Here is a 17393-nt window from a genome sequence, read left to right on the forward strand (position 1 = left end):
GCCGCTTACCACAATCAGGCCTTCTCCAGTTAAGCCTTGGCGAGCTTCTCGCGCGCCTTCTTGGCAGTAGCAAACGCCTTGTGCTCTTCGCCCAGCGCGGAGCCGGACTTCTGCACCTTGCCGGCGGCATCGACCAGTTCCCAGGTCCACTGGCTGTTGGGACCGCTGCCGCCGGTGCGACGCAGTTTGATCTCGAGTTCTGTCAGCGCCATGTGAATACCCTTGTAACGGAATAGTTGAAGACAACGCTCATGAGAACGCCGAGCAAGCCAGCCATGTAGAACTGGCCATCAAAGGCGTAAATCCAGCTCGCAACCGATACGTTGGCGAGCGCGCCGATCGAGCAGACGGCATAGAAGGTAAGAAGCCCGGTGAGGTATCGCCAGCCCCTCAGCTTCTTGTTGGCATAGGTCAGCTCGTTGTTGACCATGAAATTGAAGGTCATGGCAACCAATGTCGCCAGCACCTGGCCCCAGACGAAGTTCTGGCCCAGCACCTCGTGGGCGAACCAGAGCGTTGCCATGTGGACGATGACACCGAAACCACCGACGAGACCAAAGAGCAGGAAGCTGGTCGGGATCAGGCCGCGGGAGAGCTTCGATACAATCAGCCCGAGGAACTGCACCACGACGATCGAGCTCATCTTGCTCTCGCCTGCGTGGCGGGGGCGGAAGGTGTAGGGCACCTCGCTGATGCTCAGCGGCTTGCCGTGGCCGCCATGGCGGCCGGCCGAAGCGATGATATCGAGCAGGATCTTGAAGCCGTCGTCGCTGAGCGCCGGCGCCACTTCGTCAAACACGGCGCGGCGCATGACAAAGAAGCCGCTCATCGGGTCGCTCAGCGCCCTGCCGGTCAGGAGCCCCGAGAGCCTCGTCGCAAAGCGGCTGCCGGCCTCGCGGGTTTTGGAGAGCCCTGCCCCGACGCTGCCTTCGCCACCATAGCGGGTGCCGACGACGATATCGTCGGACGCGATTGCTTTGGCCAGCATTTCGGGCAGGATGCGTTCGTCGTGCTGGAGATCGGCGTCGATGACGGCAAAATAGGGAGCCGTGCTCGCAAGGATGCCTTCGATCACCGCAGAGGAAAGACCGCGACGGCCGATGCGGCGGATGCAGCGCACATTGGCGTGGCGCTGCGCCATGTCCCTTACCACTGTGGCCGTGCCATCGGGCGAGTTGTCATCGACGACGATGAACTCGAAGACCGTGTCGCCCAGCGCGGTGGTCACCTTGTCGTAGAGCAGCGCCACGTTTTCGCGCTCGTTGTAGCTCGGCACGATCACGGCAAGCGTGGGCGCGTTCCAGGTCTCGTGCGCGGCGATGGGCTTGTCGAACTCGATGGTCACGGGGAAACGGGTCCGGATGCAATGGGCTGCGGCGCCCAATATCGCGCCGCGCCCCTAAACCGCAAGTGCGGTGCGCGTTCGGTTCCCGGAAATCAGGCTGCGGCGGTCTCGTAACGGATCTGGTTGCCCCAGAATGCCAGGTGGTCGGCGATTGGCGCCACCAGCGGGCACGGATCGGGATAGTACCACACCGCGTCCCTCGCCTCGGCAGCGGCAGACTTCAGCGTGTGGTACGACGCCTCGCCCTTGTAAGGGCATGTGGTTTGGGTCGCCGAGTTGGCCAGCACATCGGCTTCAACATCGTCGCGCGGAATATAGATGCGGAGGGGAGCGCCCGGTTCGTCGAGGGCCAAAGCCCGCGTCGAGGTGGCGATGACCCGACCGTCGAAGATGACGCTGACACGCCCGTCGGCCGGGGAAATCTTGATATTCTTGTCGAGGCACTGGCGTGGCACGGGCAATCCTTTTTGTGCAATGGCATGTTGGTACGCGCCGCGGACGATCACGGACCACGCAAGAGCCCGTGATCTTGACTTGGAAAAGGGCCGCCCCTATATCCCCGCCAGCTGTTAGCACTCGCACGAGGTGAGTGCTAACTGCGCAAGTTCACAAAGTTCTTTGAGGAGCAAACATGGCTTTCCGTCCCCTGCACGACCGCGTGGTCGTCCGGCGCGTCGACAGCGAAGAAAAGACAGCTGGCGGCATCATCATTCCTGACACTGCCAAGGAAAAGCCCTCCGAGGGTGTGGTCGAGGCCGTCGGCCCCGGCGCGCGCGACGATGCTGGCAAGATCATCACGCCCGACGTCAAGGTCGGCGACCGGATCCTGTTCGGCAAGTGGAGCGGCACTGAGGTCAAGCTCAACGGCAAAGACCTGCTGATCATGAAAGAATCCGACATCATGGGCGTGATCGAGAGCTAAGGCATCCGCCTCGCTTTCTTTGCCCATTTCACCTTCGTAAGGAGCGCCTCACATGGCTGCGAAAGACGTACGTTTCTCTACCGATGCCCGCGACAAGATGGTCCGTGGCGTCAACATTCTTGCCAATGCCGTCAAGGTCACGCTCGGTCCCAAGGGCCGCAACGTGGTCATCGACAAGTCGTTCGGTGCCCCGCGCATCACCAAGGACGGCGTGACGGTTGCCAAGGAAATCGAACTTGAAGACAAGTTCGAAAACATGGGCGCCCAGATGGTGCGTTCGGTCGCGTCCAAGACCAACGACGTTGCCGGCGACGGCACCACCACTGCCACCGTTCTGGCTCAGTCGATCGTCAACGAGGGCGTCAAGCTCGTTGCCGCCGGGATGAACCCGATGGATCTCAAGCGCGGTATCGATCTCGCCGTTGCTGAAGTCGTCGAGAACCTCAAGGCGCGCGCCACCAAGATCACCTCCTCGGCTGAAGTGGCCCAGGTCGGAACGATCTCGGCAAACGGCGAAAAGCAGATCGGCGACGATATTGCAGAAGCCATGCAGCGCGTTGGCAACGAGGGTGTGATCACCGTCGAGGAAGCCAAGACCACCGAATCGACGCTCGAAGTCGTCGAGGGCATGCAGTTTGACCGCGGGTATCTGTCGGCTTACTTCGTGACCAACCCCGAAAAGATGGTCGCCGCGCTCGAAGATCCGGTGATCCTCTTGCACGAGAAGAAGCTCTCGAACCTCCAGGCCATGCTGCCGATCCTCGAAGCGGTCGTGCAGTCGCAGCGCCCGCTGCTGATCATTGCCGAAGACATCGAAGGCGAGGCTCTGGCCACGCTGGTGGTGAACCGTCTCCGCGGTGGCCTCAAGGTTGCTGCCGTCAAGGCCCCGGGCTTTGGCGATCGTCGCAAGGCCATGCTCGAGGATATCGCGATCCTCACCGGCGGCCAGGTGATCTCGGAAGACCTCGGCATCAAGCTCGAGAACGTGACCCTCGACATGCTCGGCACTGCCAAGCGCGTTGAGATCACCAAGGAAAACACCACGATCATCGATGGCGCCGGGCAGAAGTCCGACATCGAAGGCCGTGTTGCCCAGATCAAGTCGCAGATCGAGGAAACCACCTCTGACTACGACAAGGAAAAGCTGCAAGAACGCCTGGCCAAGCTCGCCGGCGGCGTTGCGGTGATCAAGGTTGGCGGTGCCACCGAAGTCGAAGTGAAGGAGCGCAAGGATCGCGTCGACGACGCCCTGAACGCCACCCGCGCTGCGGTTGAAGAAGGTATCGTTCCGGGCGGCGGCGTTGCACTGCTCCGCGCTTCGGCAAACCTGCAGGTCAAGGGCGCCAATGCCGACCAGCAGGCCGGTGTGAACCTCGTCAAGCGCGCACTGCAGGAACCCGTCCGCCAGATCGCCAACAATGCTGGCGATGAAGGCTCGGTCGTGGTCGGCAAGATCCTCGAGAACGAGTCGCTGACCTTCGGGTACGACGCTCAGACGTCGACCTATGGCGACATGATCAAGATGGGCATCATCGACCCGGTGAAGGTGGTTCGCACCGCCCTCCAGGACGCGGCTTCGGTCGCTTCGCTGCTGATCACCACGGAAGCCATGATTGCTGACTCGCCGAAGGACCCGGCGCCCCAGATGGGCGGCGGCGGTGGCGGCGGCATGGGTGGCATGGGCGGCATGGACTTCTAAGAAGTCCGGCTCTCACAAACTCAGTCCCGACTTCCCAGTCACGGACTTTGAAGACGGCGCGGTGGGCAACCCCCGCGCCGTTTTCCTTGGCGACGAACCTAGTACAAGTCCCTTCCGAGGCCGTCATACTTGCGGCATCCGTTCGTGTGTATTATATTACACGGAGGCTCTGGTGGAGCGTGAAAGTCGCAAGTTGATACGATTGCTGGAAGCCGATGGCTGGCAGTTGGTTGAGGTGAGCGGAAGCCACCACCAGTTCCGTCACCCTAGTCGCCCCGGCAGGGTGACGGTGCCGCATCCCCGCAAGGACATTTCAGTCGGGACGGTGCGGTCCATCTACAGGCAAGCCGGATGGCTCAAGAAGGCCGACTAAACCATGCGCTATGTTGCATTTGTGCACAAAGACCCGGACTCCATTTACGGCGTGAGCTTCCCGGATTTCCCTGGATGCATTGCTGCGGAGGATACGCTGGAGGCGGTTTTGGAGAGCGCCAGCGATGCATTGGCGTTTCATGTCCGTGGCATGCTTGCCGACGGCGAGGATATTCCGGACGCTAGAAATGCCGATGAAATCGCGGCTGACCCAGAGTTTGAGGAAGACAGAGTGGGCGCGATGGTTGCCCTGATCCCGCTCGTCCGTGATCTCGGTTCGACCACCCGCATCAATGTGTCGCTCGACCTTGGCCTCCTCGAGGCCATCGATTCTGCGGCGCGGCAGCGGAAGCAGACGCGGTCGGCGTTTATTGCTTCGGCGGTGCGCAAGGAACTGATCGAGTAAGAGTCCCCTGCTCCCTACCTGAACACCAGCAATCGCAGCGCCAGGATGATTGAGACCACGACCACAAGTGGGCGGATCAACTTGGCGCCGAAGCGGATGCCGGTCATCGCGCCGAGGTAGCCACCGGCGACCTGGCCCAGGGCCATGACGATGGCCACCGGCCAGATGATATCGCCGGAGGGAATGAACACCGCCAGCGCGCCGAGGTTGGAGGTGAGGTTGAGGAATTTGGTATTGCCCGAAGCGCGGGTGAGGCCGAGCCCGAACAGGGTGACGAAACCCATGGCTAGGAATGAGCCGGTGCCGGGCCCGAAAATGCCGTCGTAGAACCCGATCAGAAATCCCATCACCGGCGCAAAGACCGCGAATTGCAGACGGGCGTGCCGGTCCGCGTCGCTGAGTTTTGGGGCGAAGGTGAAGTAGAGGGCGATGCCGATCAGCGCGACGGGAACAGCATAGTTGAGAAGGCTGGTGTCCATGGACTTCACCGCCCAGGCGCCCAGCACCGCCCCAACAAATGTCGCAGGGATGGCGAAGGACAGCGCCTTGAGCGCCACGAAGCCCTTGCGCCAGTAGGTCGTCGCGGCGATGGCGGTGCCGACCACCGATTGCAGCTTGTTGGTGCCAAAGGCGGCGACGGGTGGGATGCCGACCGAGAGCAGCACCGGCACGGTGATCAACCCGCCCCCGCCGGCGATGGCATCGACAAAGCCGGCCACTACGCCCACACCAGCAAGGGCGAAAAGAACGGTCAGATCGAAGGTCATATCGGGCACACCGCGCGGAACTGCGCCCCCCGTTACCATTTCGGAAGGTTCCCCCGCTAGCATTGCCGCGCGAGAATATCTGGATGAGGCAATGGCGGGATACCGAGGCAACAGCATCGCAGTGATCCTGCCCTGCTACAACGAGGTGGCGGCGATCGGCCCGGTTGTCGCCGGGTTTCGCGCCGCCCTGCCCGAGGCTAGCGTCTACGTTTTCGACAATGCCTCGACCGATGGCACCGCCGAGGCGGCGCGCGCGGCGGGTGCGCAGGTGCTCAATGTCGCCATCCGCGGCAAGGGCAATGTGGTGCGTCGCATGTTTGCCGATGTCGACGCCGATATCTACCTGATGGCGGATGGTGACGGCACATATGATGCGGCCGCGGCGCGCCCGATGATCGACCTGGTGCTCGATAGCGGGCTCGACATGGTAGTGGGGCGCCGCGTCGCGACCGATGCTGGCGCTGAGTATCGGTTCGGACATCGCGCGGGCAATCGCGTGCTGACTGGCGCGGTGGCGCGGATCTTCGGCGAAGGGTTCACCGACATGTTGTCAGGGTACCGGGCCTTTTCCAGACGCTACGTCAAATCCTTCCCCGCCCTCTCGAAGGGCTTCGAAATCGAAACCGAACTCACCGTGCATGCACTGACGCTGCGCGCGCCTTATGGCGAGATCGATACGGCCTATGGCGAGCGGGCGGAGGGGACCGAAAGCAAGCTCACGACCTGGCGCGATGGGTTTCGCATCCTCAAGACCATCGTGAAGCTCTATATGCTGGAACGGCCGCGCACGTTCTATCTGACGCTGGCGGCGGCGGGCGTGGTGCTGTCGATCATGGTCGGGCTGCCGGTGGTGATCGAGTTTTTTGAGACCGGTCTCGTGCCGCGCCTGCCCACTGCGGTGGCGGCGGCGGTGATCATGCTCGGCGCGGCGTTGGCCGCGACCTGCGCGGTGATCCTCGATGGCGTCGTCACCGGCCGCAGCGAGGCCAAGCGGTTGGTCTACCTGGCGCACCCGGCGCCGCGCGAGCGCAAATGAAGGCCAAGATCGTCCATCTTCTCCACTTTGCGGTTGCCGGCGCGACAGGCTTTGCCGTGGATGTGGGGGTGCTGACACTGCTCATGGGGCCGTTAGGGCCATACCTGGGGCGGCTCTGCTCGTTTTTTGCTGCGGTGGTCACCACATGGCTGGTCAACCGCAACTTTGCCTTCGCCGACCGCACGGGGCGCCACAGTCTGGTGGGCGAGTTAGGCCGATATTTCGCGTCGATGCTACTTGGTGGCGTACTCAACTACGGCGTCTATAGCAGCGTCGTGGCGGTGCTCGGGCGCGACGGCGTGATGCCCTATCTGGGGCTGGCCGCCGGAACGGCAGTGGGTATGGTCGTCAATTACAGCCTAGCCCACTTCGTCGTCTTCAAGCCCAAAAAGAGCTAGAGCAGCGTCGAAATCCCCGGCGGTACCCCGCCCATGATGGAGAGCAGCGCTTCGAGCTGGGCCTTGCGCAGCGGGGTCCAATCGGCGGTGCGGGAGACGATGAGGTTGGCCTCGGAGCGCATGATCAGCCCGTCTTCCAGCACGCGAAGCTGGTTAGCGGCAAGGGTAGAGCCGGACGAGGTGATATCGACGATAAGGTCAGCCGAGCCCGAAGCGGGTGCGGCTTCGGTGGCGCCGGCGCTTTCGACGATGCGGTATTCGGCGATGCCATATTTGGCGAAGTGGCGGCGGGTCAGGTTGACATATTTGGTCGCCACCCTGAGCCAGCGGCCGTGGCGGGCGCGGAAATCGGAGGCGACGTCGGCGAGATCGCTCATCTGCTGCACGTCGATCCAGGAATCAGGCACGCAGACCACCACGTTGGCCTCGCCAAAGCCGAGGCCGCGGACGAACAGCACGTTCTCCTCGCCGTTTTCGGACGCTTCATGGATGAGGTCGGAGCCGGTGACGCCGATATCGACACCGCCGAGGATCAGCTCGCGCGCGATCTCGGCAGCTGGGTAAAAGCGCACCGTCACCTGCGGCTGGTTCTTGATCGAGCCGATATAGCTGCGCGCGCCGCCGGGGCGGGCGATGGTCAGCCGCGAGGAGGAGAAGGACTTGCGGGTCATCTCTTCGAGACGCCCCTTTGAGGGGACGGCGAGGGTCAGCCCGCCGGGCAGTGTGGGGCTCATTCGGCAGCCTCCCGTTCGAGGCGATCGACCCAGAGGGCGCAGCCTGAGGCATTGACCGGTTCGGGCGCGCCGAGCCGCTCGAGCATGCGGTCATACTCGCCGCCCGAGGCCAGCACTTCACCATCGCGGCCGGTCATTTCGAAGACGATGCCGGTGTAATAGTCGAGGCGCGGCGAGAAGGCCGCATCGAAGATGACATCGGCATTGGGCGACAGCGCCGCGAGGGCGGCCGCGTGGTTGCGCACCTTGTAGATCGGCTCGTTGAAATCGAACCCGGCATCGTTGCAAAGCATGGCGATGCGCTCGAAGGCGGTTTCGGCGCTTTCGGAGATCGACAGGTAGTTCTGCAGCAGCGCCACGGTCTCGGGCGGGATCGGGGCGGCGTCGAGCGCCTGCTTTTCGAGATAGCGGTCGGCAATCTCTTCGGGCGTGCGGCTGCCGATGAGGCTGAGGCCGCCCGAGAGCATGGCGTCGGTGACGATCTCGATCACGGTGTCGCGGCTATCGGGCACCGGGCCGTGGACGCGTTCCTCGGGGTTGGCGAGGCGATCCATCAGGCGCTGCAGCGCTTCGGGGTGGCCGAAGCGGTGGCGGATGCGGGCGCGCCAAGCGGGCGGCACACCGGACGCTTCGAGGAAGGACTCGAACAGCCCCACACCACCCAGCCGCACCTGCGGCGCGGTGATGTCGTAAATGGCGAGGGCCCAGCGGGCGAAAGTCAGCACCTGGTCGAGCGCCGCATCGGCATCGGCATGGCCAAGCAGTTCGAGCCCCGCCTGCTCGAACTCGACGGGGGTCGAGCTCTGCTGGCGGAAGATCGGGCCGAGATAGGTGAACGCCGCCGGAGCACCGATCAGCCCGTCCTCGATATAGGCCTGCGCGATGGGCAGGGTGAAATCGGGCCTCAGGCAATATTCGGTGCCGTTATTGGTGGTGGTGAGCAAGAGGTTGCGCCCGAACTCCTCGCCTGCCAGATCGAAATACGGACCCGCCGGCAACAGCAAGGCGGGCTGGGCGCGGGTCACGGTGCGTGACTCGACCAGTCTCACCAGCGCTGCGTAGCGTTCCGAGGCTGATTTCACTTGGTACGATCCAGATAGGCACGGACGGCCGGGAGCGCCGAGATCTTTTCGACGATATCGGCATCGGCGCATTCGAACTGGCCGGGCCGCTCGGCCTTCCACTCGGCATTGTCGGAGATCGCCTTGGCGGCTTCCTTGCCGGCGATCAGGTCCTTGATCTGCACGATCCCCTGCTCGCGCTCCTGGCTGCCCTCGATGATCACGGCAGGCGAGTTGCGCTTATCGGCATAGGCGACCTGCTTGCCGAAATTCTTGGTGTTGCCCATGAACATTTCGGCGCGGATGCCGGCCTTGCGCAGGCGCGAGGTGATCTCCTGGTAGCGCGCGGTCTGCTCCTTATCCATCACCAGCACGACGACGGGGCCAATTGGCTCCTCGGCGCCGAGATTGCCGGTGAGCTTCAGCGCATTGGCGAGGCGGGAGACGCCGATCGAAAAGCCGGTTGCCGGCACCGGCTCGGAGCGGAAGCGGCTTACCAGCCCATCATAGCGGCCACCGCCGCCGACCGAGCCGAACACCACGTCCTGGCCCTTTTCGTTCTGGACCTTGAAGGTCAGTTCGATCTCGAAGACCGGGCCGGTGTAATATTCGAGGCCGCGGACGACGGAGGGGTCGATCACTATTCTACCGTCAGCAAATCCTGCCGAGCCGTACAGCGAAGACATCGCCTTCAACTCGTCAACGCCGGCCGTGAAGGTAGGGTCGACGCCATATATGGCGCTGCGCTCCAGAGCGAAAAGCTGGTCCCGCGAGGGCGTCGACGATGCTGCCTCGCCAGCGGCCCAGCCATCGAGGCTCTTCGGTGTCAAAAGGTCGACTATGTGGCCGATAGACGCTTTGTCCAGTCGAGCACCGGCTGTTCGGTCGCCGCTCTCGTCGGTTCGTCCTTCACCCAGCAGTTCGGTGACACCGTCCAGCCCAAGTCGGTCAAACTTGTCGATGGCGCGCAAAACCGTCATGCGTTGATCGACTGAAACGCCGAGCAGGTTAAACGCGCCGTCCCAGACTTTGCGGTTGCTGACCTTCACCACGTACTTCCCGGCCAGGCCGAGCGCGTCCATGGTATCCGCCATCATCATGCACATTTCGGCGTCCGCTTCCGGGCCGGCGGCGCCAACCGTGTCGGCATCGAACTGCATGAACTGGCGGAAGCGGCCGGGGCCGGGCTTTTCGTTACGGAAGACGTAGCCGGCGCGATAGCTGCGATAGGGCTTGGGCAGGTCGTTGAAGTGCTCGGCGAAGTGGCGGGCGAGCGGTGCGGTGAGGTCGTAGCGGAGGCTGAGCCAGCTCTCGTCATCGTCCTGCAGCGAGAACACGCCAGCGTTGGGCCGGTCGGTATCGGGCAGGAACTTTCCCAGCGTTTCGGTATATTCGAACAGCGGTGTTTCCACCGGGTCAAAGCCATAGCGTTCGTAGACAGTGCGGATCTTGCGCACCATCTCGTCAACGGCCGCAATCTCTGCGGGCAGGCGGTCTTCGAAGCCGCGCGGCAGTTTGGGCGCGATGAGCTTCTTTTTCTCGGTCATGATCTGCTGTCGGTGGGTGCCCGGAATCTTGGTTGTCTCGTAACGGAAAGCCCCCCGTGACTCAAGCCAAGCGCTCATACTAGGCTCGCGGGGCCGCGCTTGCTGCGCCCTGTGTCGAAATGGCAACAGTTCCAGCCAAGGTGCGACAGGCCGTCGCATGCGGGGTTGGCGAGTCGGGCGACCTCAGCTATCACCGCTTCGTCAACGCCAACCAAGGAGGCGAAGCATGAATCAGTTCACCGCCCTCTGTGGCTCAGGCGCCTATCGAACCGGTCCTCGTCACCACTGACGTTTTGCCCGTTTTGGGCAGCCTGACCGGCTCTTCAACACCCTAGTCCAAACCTGAACCGGCCCTCGGCGGCGGATGCTTTTGCGCATCCGGCGATCCGCGGGTCCCCCAACCGACTCATCATCAGAGGACCGGGCGTGTGCCCGGATCGCCATCATGACTCTCGACCTCAAAGGCCGGGCGGAAACGCGCCCCGTTCATTTCTACGACGCTCGCCAGCCGAAGGGCGTTTTCGGCAAGCTGCAGCTGCTGCTTGCCACGTTACGCGCCAGGGCCCTGCTCCGGCGCGCGCTGCGGCCGGTGCGACGGGGCAAATCGCCGCCTGTGCCGCCGCATCTCCGGCAGGATCTCGGGCTGCCGCCCGAAATGCCGGGGAGCAAATACTGGGACCACCAGTAACTTAAGGCGCCCTGCCCTCTGCGGCAGGGCCGCCACACCCGTTTGAATCAAACAAGGAGCCGGCACGCGACGCGTCCGGAAACGAGAATGCTTGTCCAGATTTTGAGAGCCATGACGCCATTGCGACGACGCAAGAAAACACTCCCGCCGAAGGACGCCAGCAAGCCGCCCGACAAGGGCGTGCCGACGGTTGGCCAAACCACCCGGCTGCACATGATGGCGATGCTGATGCAGCGGCCTTAGGTGCCTGGCGCTGGCCTCTCGGTTGCCTTCTCCCCTTGTGGGAGAAGGTGGCCGAAGGCCGATGAGGGGTTCTCTCCTCCGCAAGGACCGCTCCTCGCTACGCTCGGATCGCGCAACACCAAGGTGTTGCGACACCCCTCATCCGGCGCTGCGCGCCACCTTCCCCCTCAAGGGGGGAAGGGAACCACCGCGAGCGCTGGCGCCGACGACGCCAAATCACCGCCCTTTCGGCACCGCCACCGGCACCACCAGCGCCGCCCGCGCGGCTTCTGCATCACCCCTGCAAAAGCACTGCTCAGTGTGATCGTTCACCAGCCCCATGGCCTGCATGAAGGCGTAGCAGGTGGTGGGGCCGACGAAGGAGAAGCCGCGTTTCTTGAGGTCTTTGCTCATTGCCTTGGAGGCTTCGGTTTCGGCGGGGATCGCGCCCGGTGCGTCCGGGCTGCGGCGGGGCTCGAACTGCCAGATATAGGCGGCGAGCGAACCAAACTCGCGCTGGATAGCCAGCGCGTGCCTGGCATTGTTGATGGTCGAGGCGATCTTGCCGCGGTGGCGGATGATGCCGGCATCGAGGACAAGGCGCTCGATGTCCGCATCGCCCATTTCGGCGACGCGCGAAATCTCGAAGCCGACAAAGGCAGCACGGAAGTTCTCGCGCTTGCGCAGGATGGTCAGCCAGGAGAGGCCGGACTGAAAGCCTTCGAGGCAAAGCTTTTCGAACAGGCGGTTGTCATCGGTGACCGGGCGGCCCCATTCGTTGTCGTGATAGTCCTGGTACAGGGCATCGGAGCCCGCCCAGCTGCAGCGGCGCTGTTCGGTCGCAATTGACATAAAGGCTTCCCCATCAATAGTTGTGCCCAGCCGTTGGGGGGCAAAAATCCGTGATCGTTCCGAGTCGCCTCAAGGCGCTGGTTGTCGACGACAATGCGTATGCGCGCGTTGCCACCGCGACAACCCTGCGCAAGCTCGGCCTCGGCAATATCGATGAGCTGGGCAGTGGTGCCGCGGCCGTCGGTGCGATCCTCGCGCAACGCTACGACGTGATGTTCATGGACTGGTACATGCCGGACATGAACGGCGCGGCGCTGCTCGAAGTGATCCGCGATCCGCGATTTTCGCATCATGGGCGGCTACCGGTGATCATGATCACCGCCTATCCGCATCGAGAGACCATCGCCAAGGCGCGGGAGCTTGGGGCCAATGAGGTGCTGACCAAGCCGTTCACGGTGAGCCATGTTTCATCCGCTTTGGGACGCTTGATCCCCAGTGGCTGGCAGTTGCCGGCGGACCTCGGTGATACCGATGATGGCCAGGTGCTGCTTTAGGGAGCGATCGCCCGCTTGCCTTCTCCCCCTGTGGGAGAAGGAAAGGGGTGCCCCGTGAATACCCGCAACCCATCCTTAACCACGCCGCTTCACCGGCCGTTTCTCATTATGCTCAATAACTTGTCCCAGTCGCCCAACCGGGCTCCACCATCCACGAGTGTTGAACATGCTGCGTTCGTCTCGCGCCGCGCTGAGCGGTGCTGCGGTTCTGCTTGCCCTGTTGGGCTCGGTCGATCTGGCCCAATCGGCTGCCAAGTTCCTGTTTGCGCCGCCGCCGGGCATGACGCTGAGCGATGGCACCCCGCGCAATGGGCTGCAATTGCGCGCGAAGACCGTGCGGCTCGACCCCAAGTTCATGCGCCAGGTGGTGCCCTATCAGACCACCCAACCTGTCGGCACCATCGTCGTCGCGACAGAAGAAAAATTCCTCTATCTCGTTCTGGGCAATGGGAAAGCCCTGCGCTACGGCATCGGCACGGCCAAGGATGGTTTTTCCTGGAGCGGCACGCACCACGTGTCGAACAAGCGCGAATGGCCGGATTGGACACCGCCGGCTGAGATGCGGCAGCGGCGGCCGGGCCTGCCCACGCATATGGCAGGCGGTATCAACAACCCGCTGGGTGCGCGCGCCATCTATATCGGCTCGACGCTTTATCGCATCCACGGCACCAATGAGCCCTGGACCATCGGCCATGATGTGTCGTCCGGCTGCATCCGGATGGTCAACGACGACGTCGAGGATCTCTACGAGCGCGTGAAAATTGGCGCCAAGGTGATTGTTCTTTAGTTAGGAATTTGCGGCATCCTGAAGCCTGATTTCCAAAGGTTTTGGCGGGCTTCAGGCGTCATGCGCAATCTCTACCGGCTGGTACAACGCTTCCGCTCCGACGAACGCGGGGTTTTTGCGATCATGTTCGCGCTGCTGGCGATCGTCTTGATCGCGACGGCGGGCGCGGTGGTGGATTTCACCGCGATCGAGCAGGCCCGCACCCGCGCGCAGCAGGCGCTCGATTCGGCAGCGCTGGGGCTGCAGCCGACGATCTTCACGACGGGCGTCACTGCCACCACCATCAAGCCCAAAGCACTGCAACTGCTGACCGAACGGCTCAACGATGCGGCGATCACAGCCTCGGTCGATACGGTCAACATCAACCTGACCGACGGGACGCTGAAGCTGACCGCCTCGATTGTCGTGCCGACGGCGTTCGTGGCCCTCGTCGGCTTCCCCACCATCCGGGCCAAAGTCGTCTCCGAGGCGACGCGCAAGCGGCTCAACCTCGAAGTGGCGATGGTGCTTGATAATTCGGGGTCTATGGCGAGCTACAGCCGCATGACCAACCTGAAGATCGCGGCGCGCTGCGCCATGGACGTGCTCTACAACAACATCACCGATTGCGCTACCGCAACGCTCACGGCGACAGACCCGCTCGCTGCTACCAACACCAACGTGAAGATCGGCATTGTGCCGTTCACTGGCTTCGTCAACGTCGGCCCCGGGAACAAGACCGCAGGCTGGATGGACCAGACCGGACTCAACAGCTTCGCCAACGACAATTTCGACAGCGATGATAATGACGCGACAACTTATACCGGTACGGTCAACCGCTTCACGCTGTACAATAACATCGGGGTGACCTGGCAGGGCTGCGTCGAGGCGCGGAAGTATCCTTACGATACCAACGACACCGCACCAAGCACAGCAACTCCAGACACCTTGTTTATCCCTGAGTTTGCGCCGGATGAGCCTGATTCGGGCTACACGAACAGCTATCTCACAGATCGACCCGCAGCCTGCACCAACAAAGACCAAGGCAGCTGGGTCAAGACTATCGCGAAGACCACCTGCACGCTCAATGGCAATGGCAACGCGACCAACTTCAACAACGCCACATGCACCGGAACGACAACGACCACGACTGTGCAGAAGGACAAGGATGGAGCCAATGTCACGCCGGCGGCGGCGACTGAGCCCGCCACCGTGAATGGTCAGCCCAAGAACTGCACGGACTCGTACATCGGCTCAAAGATCTCCGGCAGCAACCCTTCGCGCTACAACAACACCTACACTCGTACCTGCTCATACACCTTCTCGGATCGCGAGCTTCAGGAGCGCCTGTGCAAGTACACGGGAACGGCCAGCAGCAGCGCTGGCCCGAACGAAGACTGCCCCACCAATCCACTGACGCCGCTGACTGCCACCAAGGCGACGGTTCGTACCGCGATCAACGCCATGTCGTCCCAGAGCTACACCAATGTGCACCAGGGGGCGATCTGGGGCTTCCACATGCTGTCTCCGGGCGAACCATTGACCGAAGGTCTGGCGTACGATGCTGCAACTGCAAAGGTCATGATCATCATGACCGACGGCGAGAACACCGTGAACGGCTACAATTCGTCCAATATGAACAAGGCGAATGGCTACATGCCGTACGGCTACCCGGGCTCGCCCTCGTGGGGTTACAACGGCCGTATTTACAGCACGACCTATCCCGAGCCTTCTAGTGATGCCGAAGTCACCGCAGCAATGGATACAAGGGCTGTAGAAGCGTGCGCCAATGCCAAGCTGGCCGGCATTACAATCTATACAATCGGCCTCAGCCCACCCAACACCAAGACCGAGGACATGCTGACCGATTGCGCCACGGACTCCTCAAAGGCGTTCTTCCCGACCACCTCTGCCGAACTGGTGACGGTGTTCAAGACCATCGCCGACCAGCTCTCCAACCTGCGCCTGTCGCAGTAGGGCCGGATATTTCTCTTCCCTGCAGGGGGCTTTCAAAGAAGGCCCCCTCACCCGGCGCTACGCGCCGCTCCGCTGCTACAGCCAGCCCTTGGTCTTGAAATAGAGGTAGGGCAGGATGGCGGAGAGGATCATCAGGCCGATGGCGAAGGGGTAGCCGAACTCCCAGCTCAACTCGGGGATGAGGTGGAAGTTCATGCCGTAGATCGACGCGATCAGCGTTGGCGGCAGGAAGACCACGGCGGCGACCGAGAAGATCTTGATGATCTTGTTCTGCTCGACGCTGATCATGCCCAGCGTCGCATCAAGCAGCACCGTCAGCTTTGACGACAGGAACGTCGCGTGTTCGCGGAGCGAGGCGGTGTCGCGTTCGACCAGCTTGGTGCGCTGCCGGTTCGGGTCCTTGGCACCCTTGCGCTCCGGACCGGCCGCAGCCGAGTGATAGGCGGCGAGGCGAGTGATGCTGACGAGGCTCTCCTGGATCATGGTCACCAGGTCACTCTTGATGCCGATCTGCGAGATGACGCTTTCGAGGTCATTGGTTTTCTTGTTCGCGCGGGTTGCGCCGTTGCGGAACACCTGGTGCGAGAGCCCATCGACCTCGGTGCTGATCCGCTCCAGCGCATCAGCCACTCGATCAACGACGGCCTCGATCAGCCCGAGCATCACGCCTTCGCCGGTCTCGTACCCGACGGTATGATTGCGCTGGGCCCGCATCAAAAAGGCCATGAACGGCTTGGGCTCGGCGTAGCGCACCGTCACCAGCACATTACGCTTCAGGATGAAGGTGATCGGGGTCTTCTGCACATCCTCGGTGTCGAGTGCATGCAAAAGCGTGAAGGTCATGAACTCCGCATCGTCCTCGAAATAGAGACGCGAGGAGAATTCGATCTCCTTCATCTCATCGAGGGTGGGGATGACCAGGCCGAGGAACGCCTCAACCTCCTTGCCCTCCTGCGGACTGGGGGAGAACAGGTCGATCCAGATGATCTGTTTGCCTGGTTCCTCGACCAGACCCGAAGACTGCGCCAACTGGTCGCCGACGCGCGAAAACACTCGCAGCATTATGGATGCCCCCGCCGAAAACCGGTGATGCGCGGCCGCCTTAGCACCGGCTTTGCGCGCTGGCGAGTGATGTTTTTGTAAGATTGCCCGGCGCGTCGATCAGTTCAGCAGAATGAACCGGCGGCCGCCCGGAAAGCCAGCCACCGCCGCGCGTTGTTCGGCCTTGGTCAGACCCTCAAATTGCACCAGCATCGGCAGTTCTGGGTGATCTGCCGGCGCGACGGCGACCGGACGACGGATCGCTCGGCGCGGCAATTGCCAGATGCGTTCGCTCGTGGTGGATACAACGCTCAGAGATTGTAGGCGCCGCTTCATGGTGGGTCCTCGCTTTCGCTCAGACAGAAACGTGCCAAGCGCGATTTCGATCCTCTACCATTCGCGTTGAACAGACGGCCAACCGCGCGTTCATCTTCGATTAATCGGTGAGGTGAAATTGAGGCGGCGAGCGCGGAGGTCCTCGGCAGGGCCTGAGGAATGGTGGTGGGGCGCCAAGCGTCCCACCTCTGTGTCTGGCTTAAGCGACGACTTCCAGCCGCTCGAGCGGATAGTCGGCCGATTCATAGAGGGCGCGGATGGAATGGCCTTCGAAGCGCTGCTCGTTGACTTCGAGGAAGGAGCCTGGGAGCCAGGAGCTCGGCATATCCTCGATCATGTAACGAACGGCCTCAGCGGCTGTCTTGAAGCGCCGATACTGGGCCTGCTGCGACTTGGCGAAGCGACGGCTGGGATAGAGTTCGGCCATGGCGCCGTAGTTGAAACTGTCCATTTCGAGCTCCTTTTGGGCGGTGGACGGTGCGGGGCTGCGCTTGTGAGCGCGGCAGGGGATAGAGCGGGCTGCGATAGAGGTCCGCCAGGTCTGCACCGAGATAGACGTCGGAGCCGATCCTGAGGCGAGCGCCACGCAGGCTGACCGGCGCGGCTTGTTCCAGCGCAAACCGGAGGGCATTGGCTGTCGTCCGGAAGGCCCTCGGGCCCTGCGCGGCAGCGGTTTCCCAGTCGCGGCCGAGGTAAAGCTCGGCGGGAGCTGAGTAGTCGATATGTGTCA

22 protein-coding genes are annotated in these 17393 nt (G+C 62.7%); 11 read left to right on the top strand and 11 right to left on the bottom strand.

Annotation, left to right across the window (positions count from 1 at the left end; translation table 11 throughout):
- Nucleotides 1-29 precede the first annotated feature (29 nt).
- The 3 genes from ACO06J_RS11095 to ACO06J_RS11105 form a co-directional block, all read right to left on the bottom strand.
- Nucleotides 30-212: a hypothetical protein gene (locus ACO06J_RS11095; protein ID WP_421760776.1), complete on the bottom strand. Its 183-nt coding sequence runs from the start codon at nt 210-212 to the stop codon at nt 30-32.
- Nucleotides 203-1345 (bottom strand): glycosyltransferase, encoded by a 1143-nt coding sequence (locus tag ACO06J_RS11100; protein WP_421760777.1) that lies wholly within the window; start codon nt 1343-1345, stop codon nt 203-205. Before ACO06J_RS11100 ends, ACO06J_RS11095 begins: the two co-directional genes overlap by 10 nt.
- Before the next feature lie 92 nt (nt 1346-1437).
- Entirely contained in the window at nt 1438-1800 is a 363-nt protein-coding gene (locus ACO06J_RS11105) for a DUF427 domain-containing protein (RefSeq protein WP_421760778.1), read from the bottom strand.
- Between the two features lie 176 nt (nt 1801-1976).
- Between ACO06J_RS11105 and ACO06J_RS11110 the strand changes: the two genes are divergently transcribed.
- The 4 genes from ACO06J_RS11110 (at nt 1977) to ACO06J_RS11125 (ending at nt 4744) form a co-directional block, all read left to right on the top strand.
- Nucleotides 1977-2267 carry a co-chaperone GroES gene (locus tag ACO06J_RS11110; protein ID WP_421760779.1) on the top strand — a complete coding sequence of 97 codons (291 nt, stop codon included), beginning with the start codon at nt 1977-1979 and terminating at the stop codon, nt 2265-2267.
- A gap of 52 nt (nt 2268-2319) precedes the next feature.
- On the top strand, nt 2320-3966 hold the full coding sequence (gene groL, locus ACO06J_RS11115; RefSeq protein WP_421760780.1) for a chaperonin GroEL: 1647 nt from the start codon (nt 2320-2322) through the stop codon (nt 3964-3966).
- 172 nt (nt 3967-4138) lie between these two features.
- Entirely contained in the window at nt 4139-4339 is a 201-nt protein-coding gene (locus ACO06J_RS11120; protein ID WP_421760781.1) for a type II toxin-antitoxin system HicA family toxin, read from the top strand.
- 3 nt (nt 4340-4342) lie between these two features.
- Nucleotides 4343-4744: a type II toxin-antitoxin system HicB family antitoxin gene (locus ACO06J_RS11125; RefSeq protein ID WP_421760782.1), complete on the top strand. Its 402-nt coding sequence runs from the start codon at nt 4343-4345 to the stop codon at nt 4742-4744.
- Nucleotides 4745-4758: 14 nt separating this feature from the next.
- Here the strand turns inward: ACO06J_RS11125 and ACO06J_RS11130 are convergent, their stop codons facing one another.
- Complete coding sequence (locus ACO06J_RS11130) at nt 4759-5511, bottom strand: TSUP family transporter (RefSeq protein ID WP_421760783.1); 753 nt, start codon at nt 5509-5511, stop codon at nt 4759-4761.
- A 91-nt stretch (nt 5512-5602) separates the two neighbouring features.
- Between ACO06J_RS11130 and ACO06J_RS11135 the strand changes: the two genes are divergently transcribed.
- Together ACO06J_RS11135 and ACO06J_RS11140 are read left to right on the top strand one after the other, a co-directional pair.
- Entirely contained in the window at nt 5603-6547 is a 945-nt protein-coding gene (locus tag ACO06J_RS11135; protein WP_421760784.1) for a glycosyltransferase, read from the top strand.
- Nucleotides 6544-6945 carry a GtrA family protein gene (locus tag ACO06J_RS11140; protein ID WP_421760785.1) on the top strand — a complete coding sequence of 134 codons (402 nt, stop codon included), beginning with the start codon at nt 6544-6546 and terminating at the stop codon, nt 6943-6945. The genes ACO06J_RS11135 and ACO06J_RS11140 overlap by 4 nt, the downstream gene beginning before the upstream one ends.
- On the opposite strand, the gene hisG is transcribed toward ACO06J_RS11140, so the two are convergent.
- From hisG to hisS, 3 genes are read right to left on the bottom strand one after another with little or no spacing between them, the layout of a single operon-like run.
- Nucleotides 6942-7679: an ATP phosphoribosyltransferase gene (gene hisG, locus ACO06J_RS11145; protein WP_421760786.1), complete on the bottom strand. Its 738-nt coding sequence runs from the start codon at nt 7677-7679 to the stop codon at nt 6942-6944. The genes ACO06J_RS11140 and hisG overlap by 4 nt on opposite strands.
- Nucleotides 7676-8761 carry an ATP phosphoribosyltransferase regulatory subunit gene (locus ACO06J_RS11150; protein ID WP_421760787.1) on the bottom strand — a complete coding sequence of 362 codons (1086 nt, stop codon included), beginning with the start codon at nt 8759-8761 and terminating at the stop codon, nt 7676-7678. The genes hisG and ACO06J_RS11150 overlap by 4 nt, the downstream gene beginning before the upstream one ends.
- Nucleotides 8758-10287 (bottom strand): histidine--tRNA ligase, encoded by a 1530-nt coding sequence (gene hisS, locus ACO06J_RS11155; RefSeq protein ID WP_421760788.1) that lies wholly within the window; start codon nt 10285-10287, stop codon nt 8758-8760. Before hisS ends, ACO06J_RS11150 begins: the two co-directional genes overlap by 4 nt.
- Nucleotides 10288-10732: 445 nt before the next feature.
- On the opposite strand from hisS, the gene ACO06J_RS11160 reads away from it, so the two are divergent.
- Both ACO06J_RS11160 and ACO06J_RS11165 read left to right on the top strand, forming a co-directional pair.
- Nucleotides 10733-10975, top strand: a complete 243-nt coding sequence (locus tag ACO06J_RS11160) for a hypothetical protein (protein ID WP_421760789.1) — start codon at nt 10733-10735, stop codon at nt 10973-10975.
- Between the two features lie 87 nt (nt 10976-11062).
- Nucleotides 11063-11218 (top strand): hypothetical protein, encoded by a 156-nt coding sequence (locus tag ACO06J_RS11165; protein WP_421760790.1) that lies wholly within the window; start codon nt 11063-11065, stop codon nt 11216-11218.
- A gap of 216 nt (nt 11219-11434) precedes the next feature.
- Here ACO06J_RS11165 and ACO06J_RS11170 read toward each other — a convergent pair whose 3' ends face one another.
- The gene (locus tag ACO06J_RS11170) at nt 11435-12049 is read right to left on the bottom strand and encodes a DNA-3-methyladenine glycosylase I (RefSeq protein ID WP_421760791.1); all 615 of its coding nucleotides are present in this window, start codon (nt 12047-12049) and stop codon (nt 11435-11437) included.
- Nucleotides 12050-12099: 50 nt separating this feature from the next.
- Between ACO06J_RS11170 and ACO06J_RS11175 the strand changes: the two genes are divergently transcribed.
- The 3 genes from ACO06J_RS11175 to ACO06J_RS11185 all read left to right on the top strand — a co-directional run bounded on the left by ACO06J_RS11175 (nt 12100) and on the right by ACO06J_RS11185 (nt 15286).
- Nucleotides 12100-12543 (top strand): response regulator, encoded by a 444-nt coding sequence (locus ACO06J_RS11175; RefSeq protein ID WP_421760792.1) that lies wholly within the window; start codon nt 12100-12102, stop codon nt 12541-12543.
- Nucleotides 12544-12709: 166 nt separating this feature from the next.
- Complete coding sequence (locus tag ACO06J_RS11180) at nt 12710-13330, top strand: L,D-transpeptidase (RefSeq protein ID WP_421760793.1); 621 nt, start codon at nt 12710-12712, stop codon at nt 13328-13330.
- A 60-nt stretch (nt 13331-13390) separates the two neighbouring features.
- The gene (locus ACO06J_RS11185) at nt 13391-15286 is read left to right on the top strand and encodes a pilus assembly protein TadG-related protein (RefSeq protein ID WP_421760794.1); all 1896 of its coding nucleotides are present in this window, start codon (nt 13391-13393) and stop codon (nt 15284-15286) included.
- A 75-nt stretch (nt 15287-15361) separates the two neighbouring features.
- Here the strand turns inward: ACO06J_RS11185 and ACO06J_RS11190 are convergent, their stop codons facing one another.
- The 3 genes from ACO06J_RS11190 to ACO06J_RS11200 all read right to left on the bottom strand — a co-directional run bounded on the left by ACO06J_RS11190 (nt 15362) and on the right by ACO06J_RS11200 (nt 17114).
- Nucleotides 15362-16348 (bottom strand): magnesium transporter CorA family protein, encoded by a 987-nt coding sequence (locus ACO06J_RS11190; RefSeq protein WP_421760795.1) that lies wholly within the window; start codon nt 16346-16348, stop codon nt 15362-15364.
- A gap of 99 nt (nt 16349-16447) precedes the next feature.
- Nucleotides 16448-16663 carry a hypothetical protein gene (locus tag ACO06J_RS11195; protein WP_421760796.1) on the bottom strand — a complete coding sequence of 72 codons (216 nt, stop codon included), beginning with the start codon at nt 16661-16663 and terminating at the stop codon, nt 16448-16450.
- A 199-nt stretch (nt 16664-16862) separates the two neighbouring features.
- On the bottom strand, nt 16863-17114 hold the full coding sequence (locus ACO06J_RS11200; protein ID WP_421760797.1) for a hypothetical protein: 252 nt from the start codon (nt 17112-17114) through the stop codon (nt 16863-16865).
- Between the last annotated feature and the right edge of the window lie 279 nt (nt 17115-17393).

Origin of the sequence: Devosia sp. (genome assembly GCF_965229025.1) — a bacterium.
Lineage (GTDB): Bacteria > Pseudomonadota > Alphaproteobacteria > Rhizobiales > Devosiaceae > Devosia_A.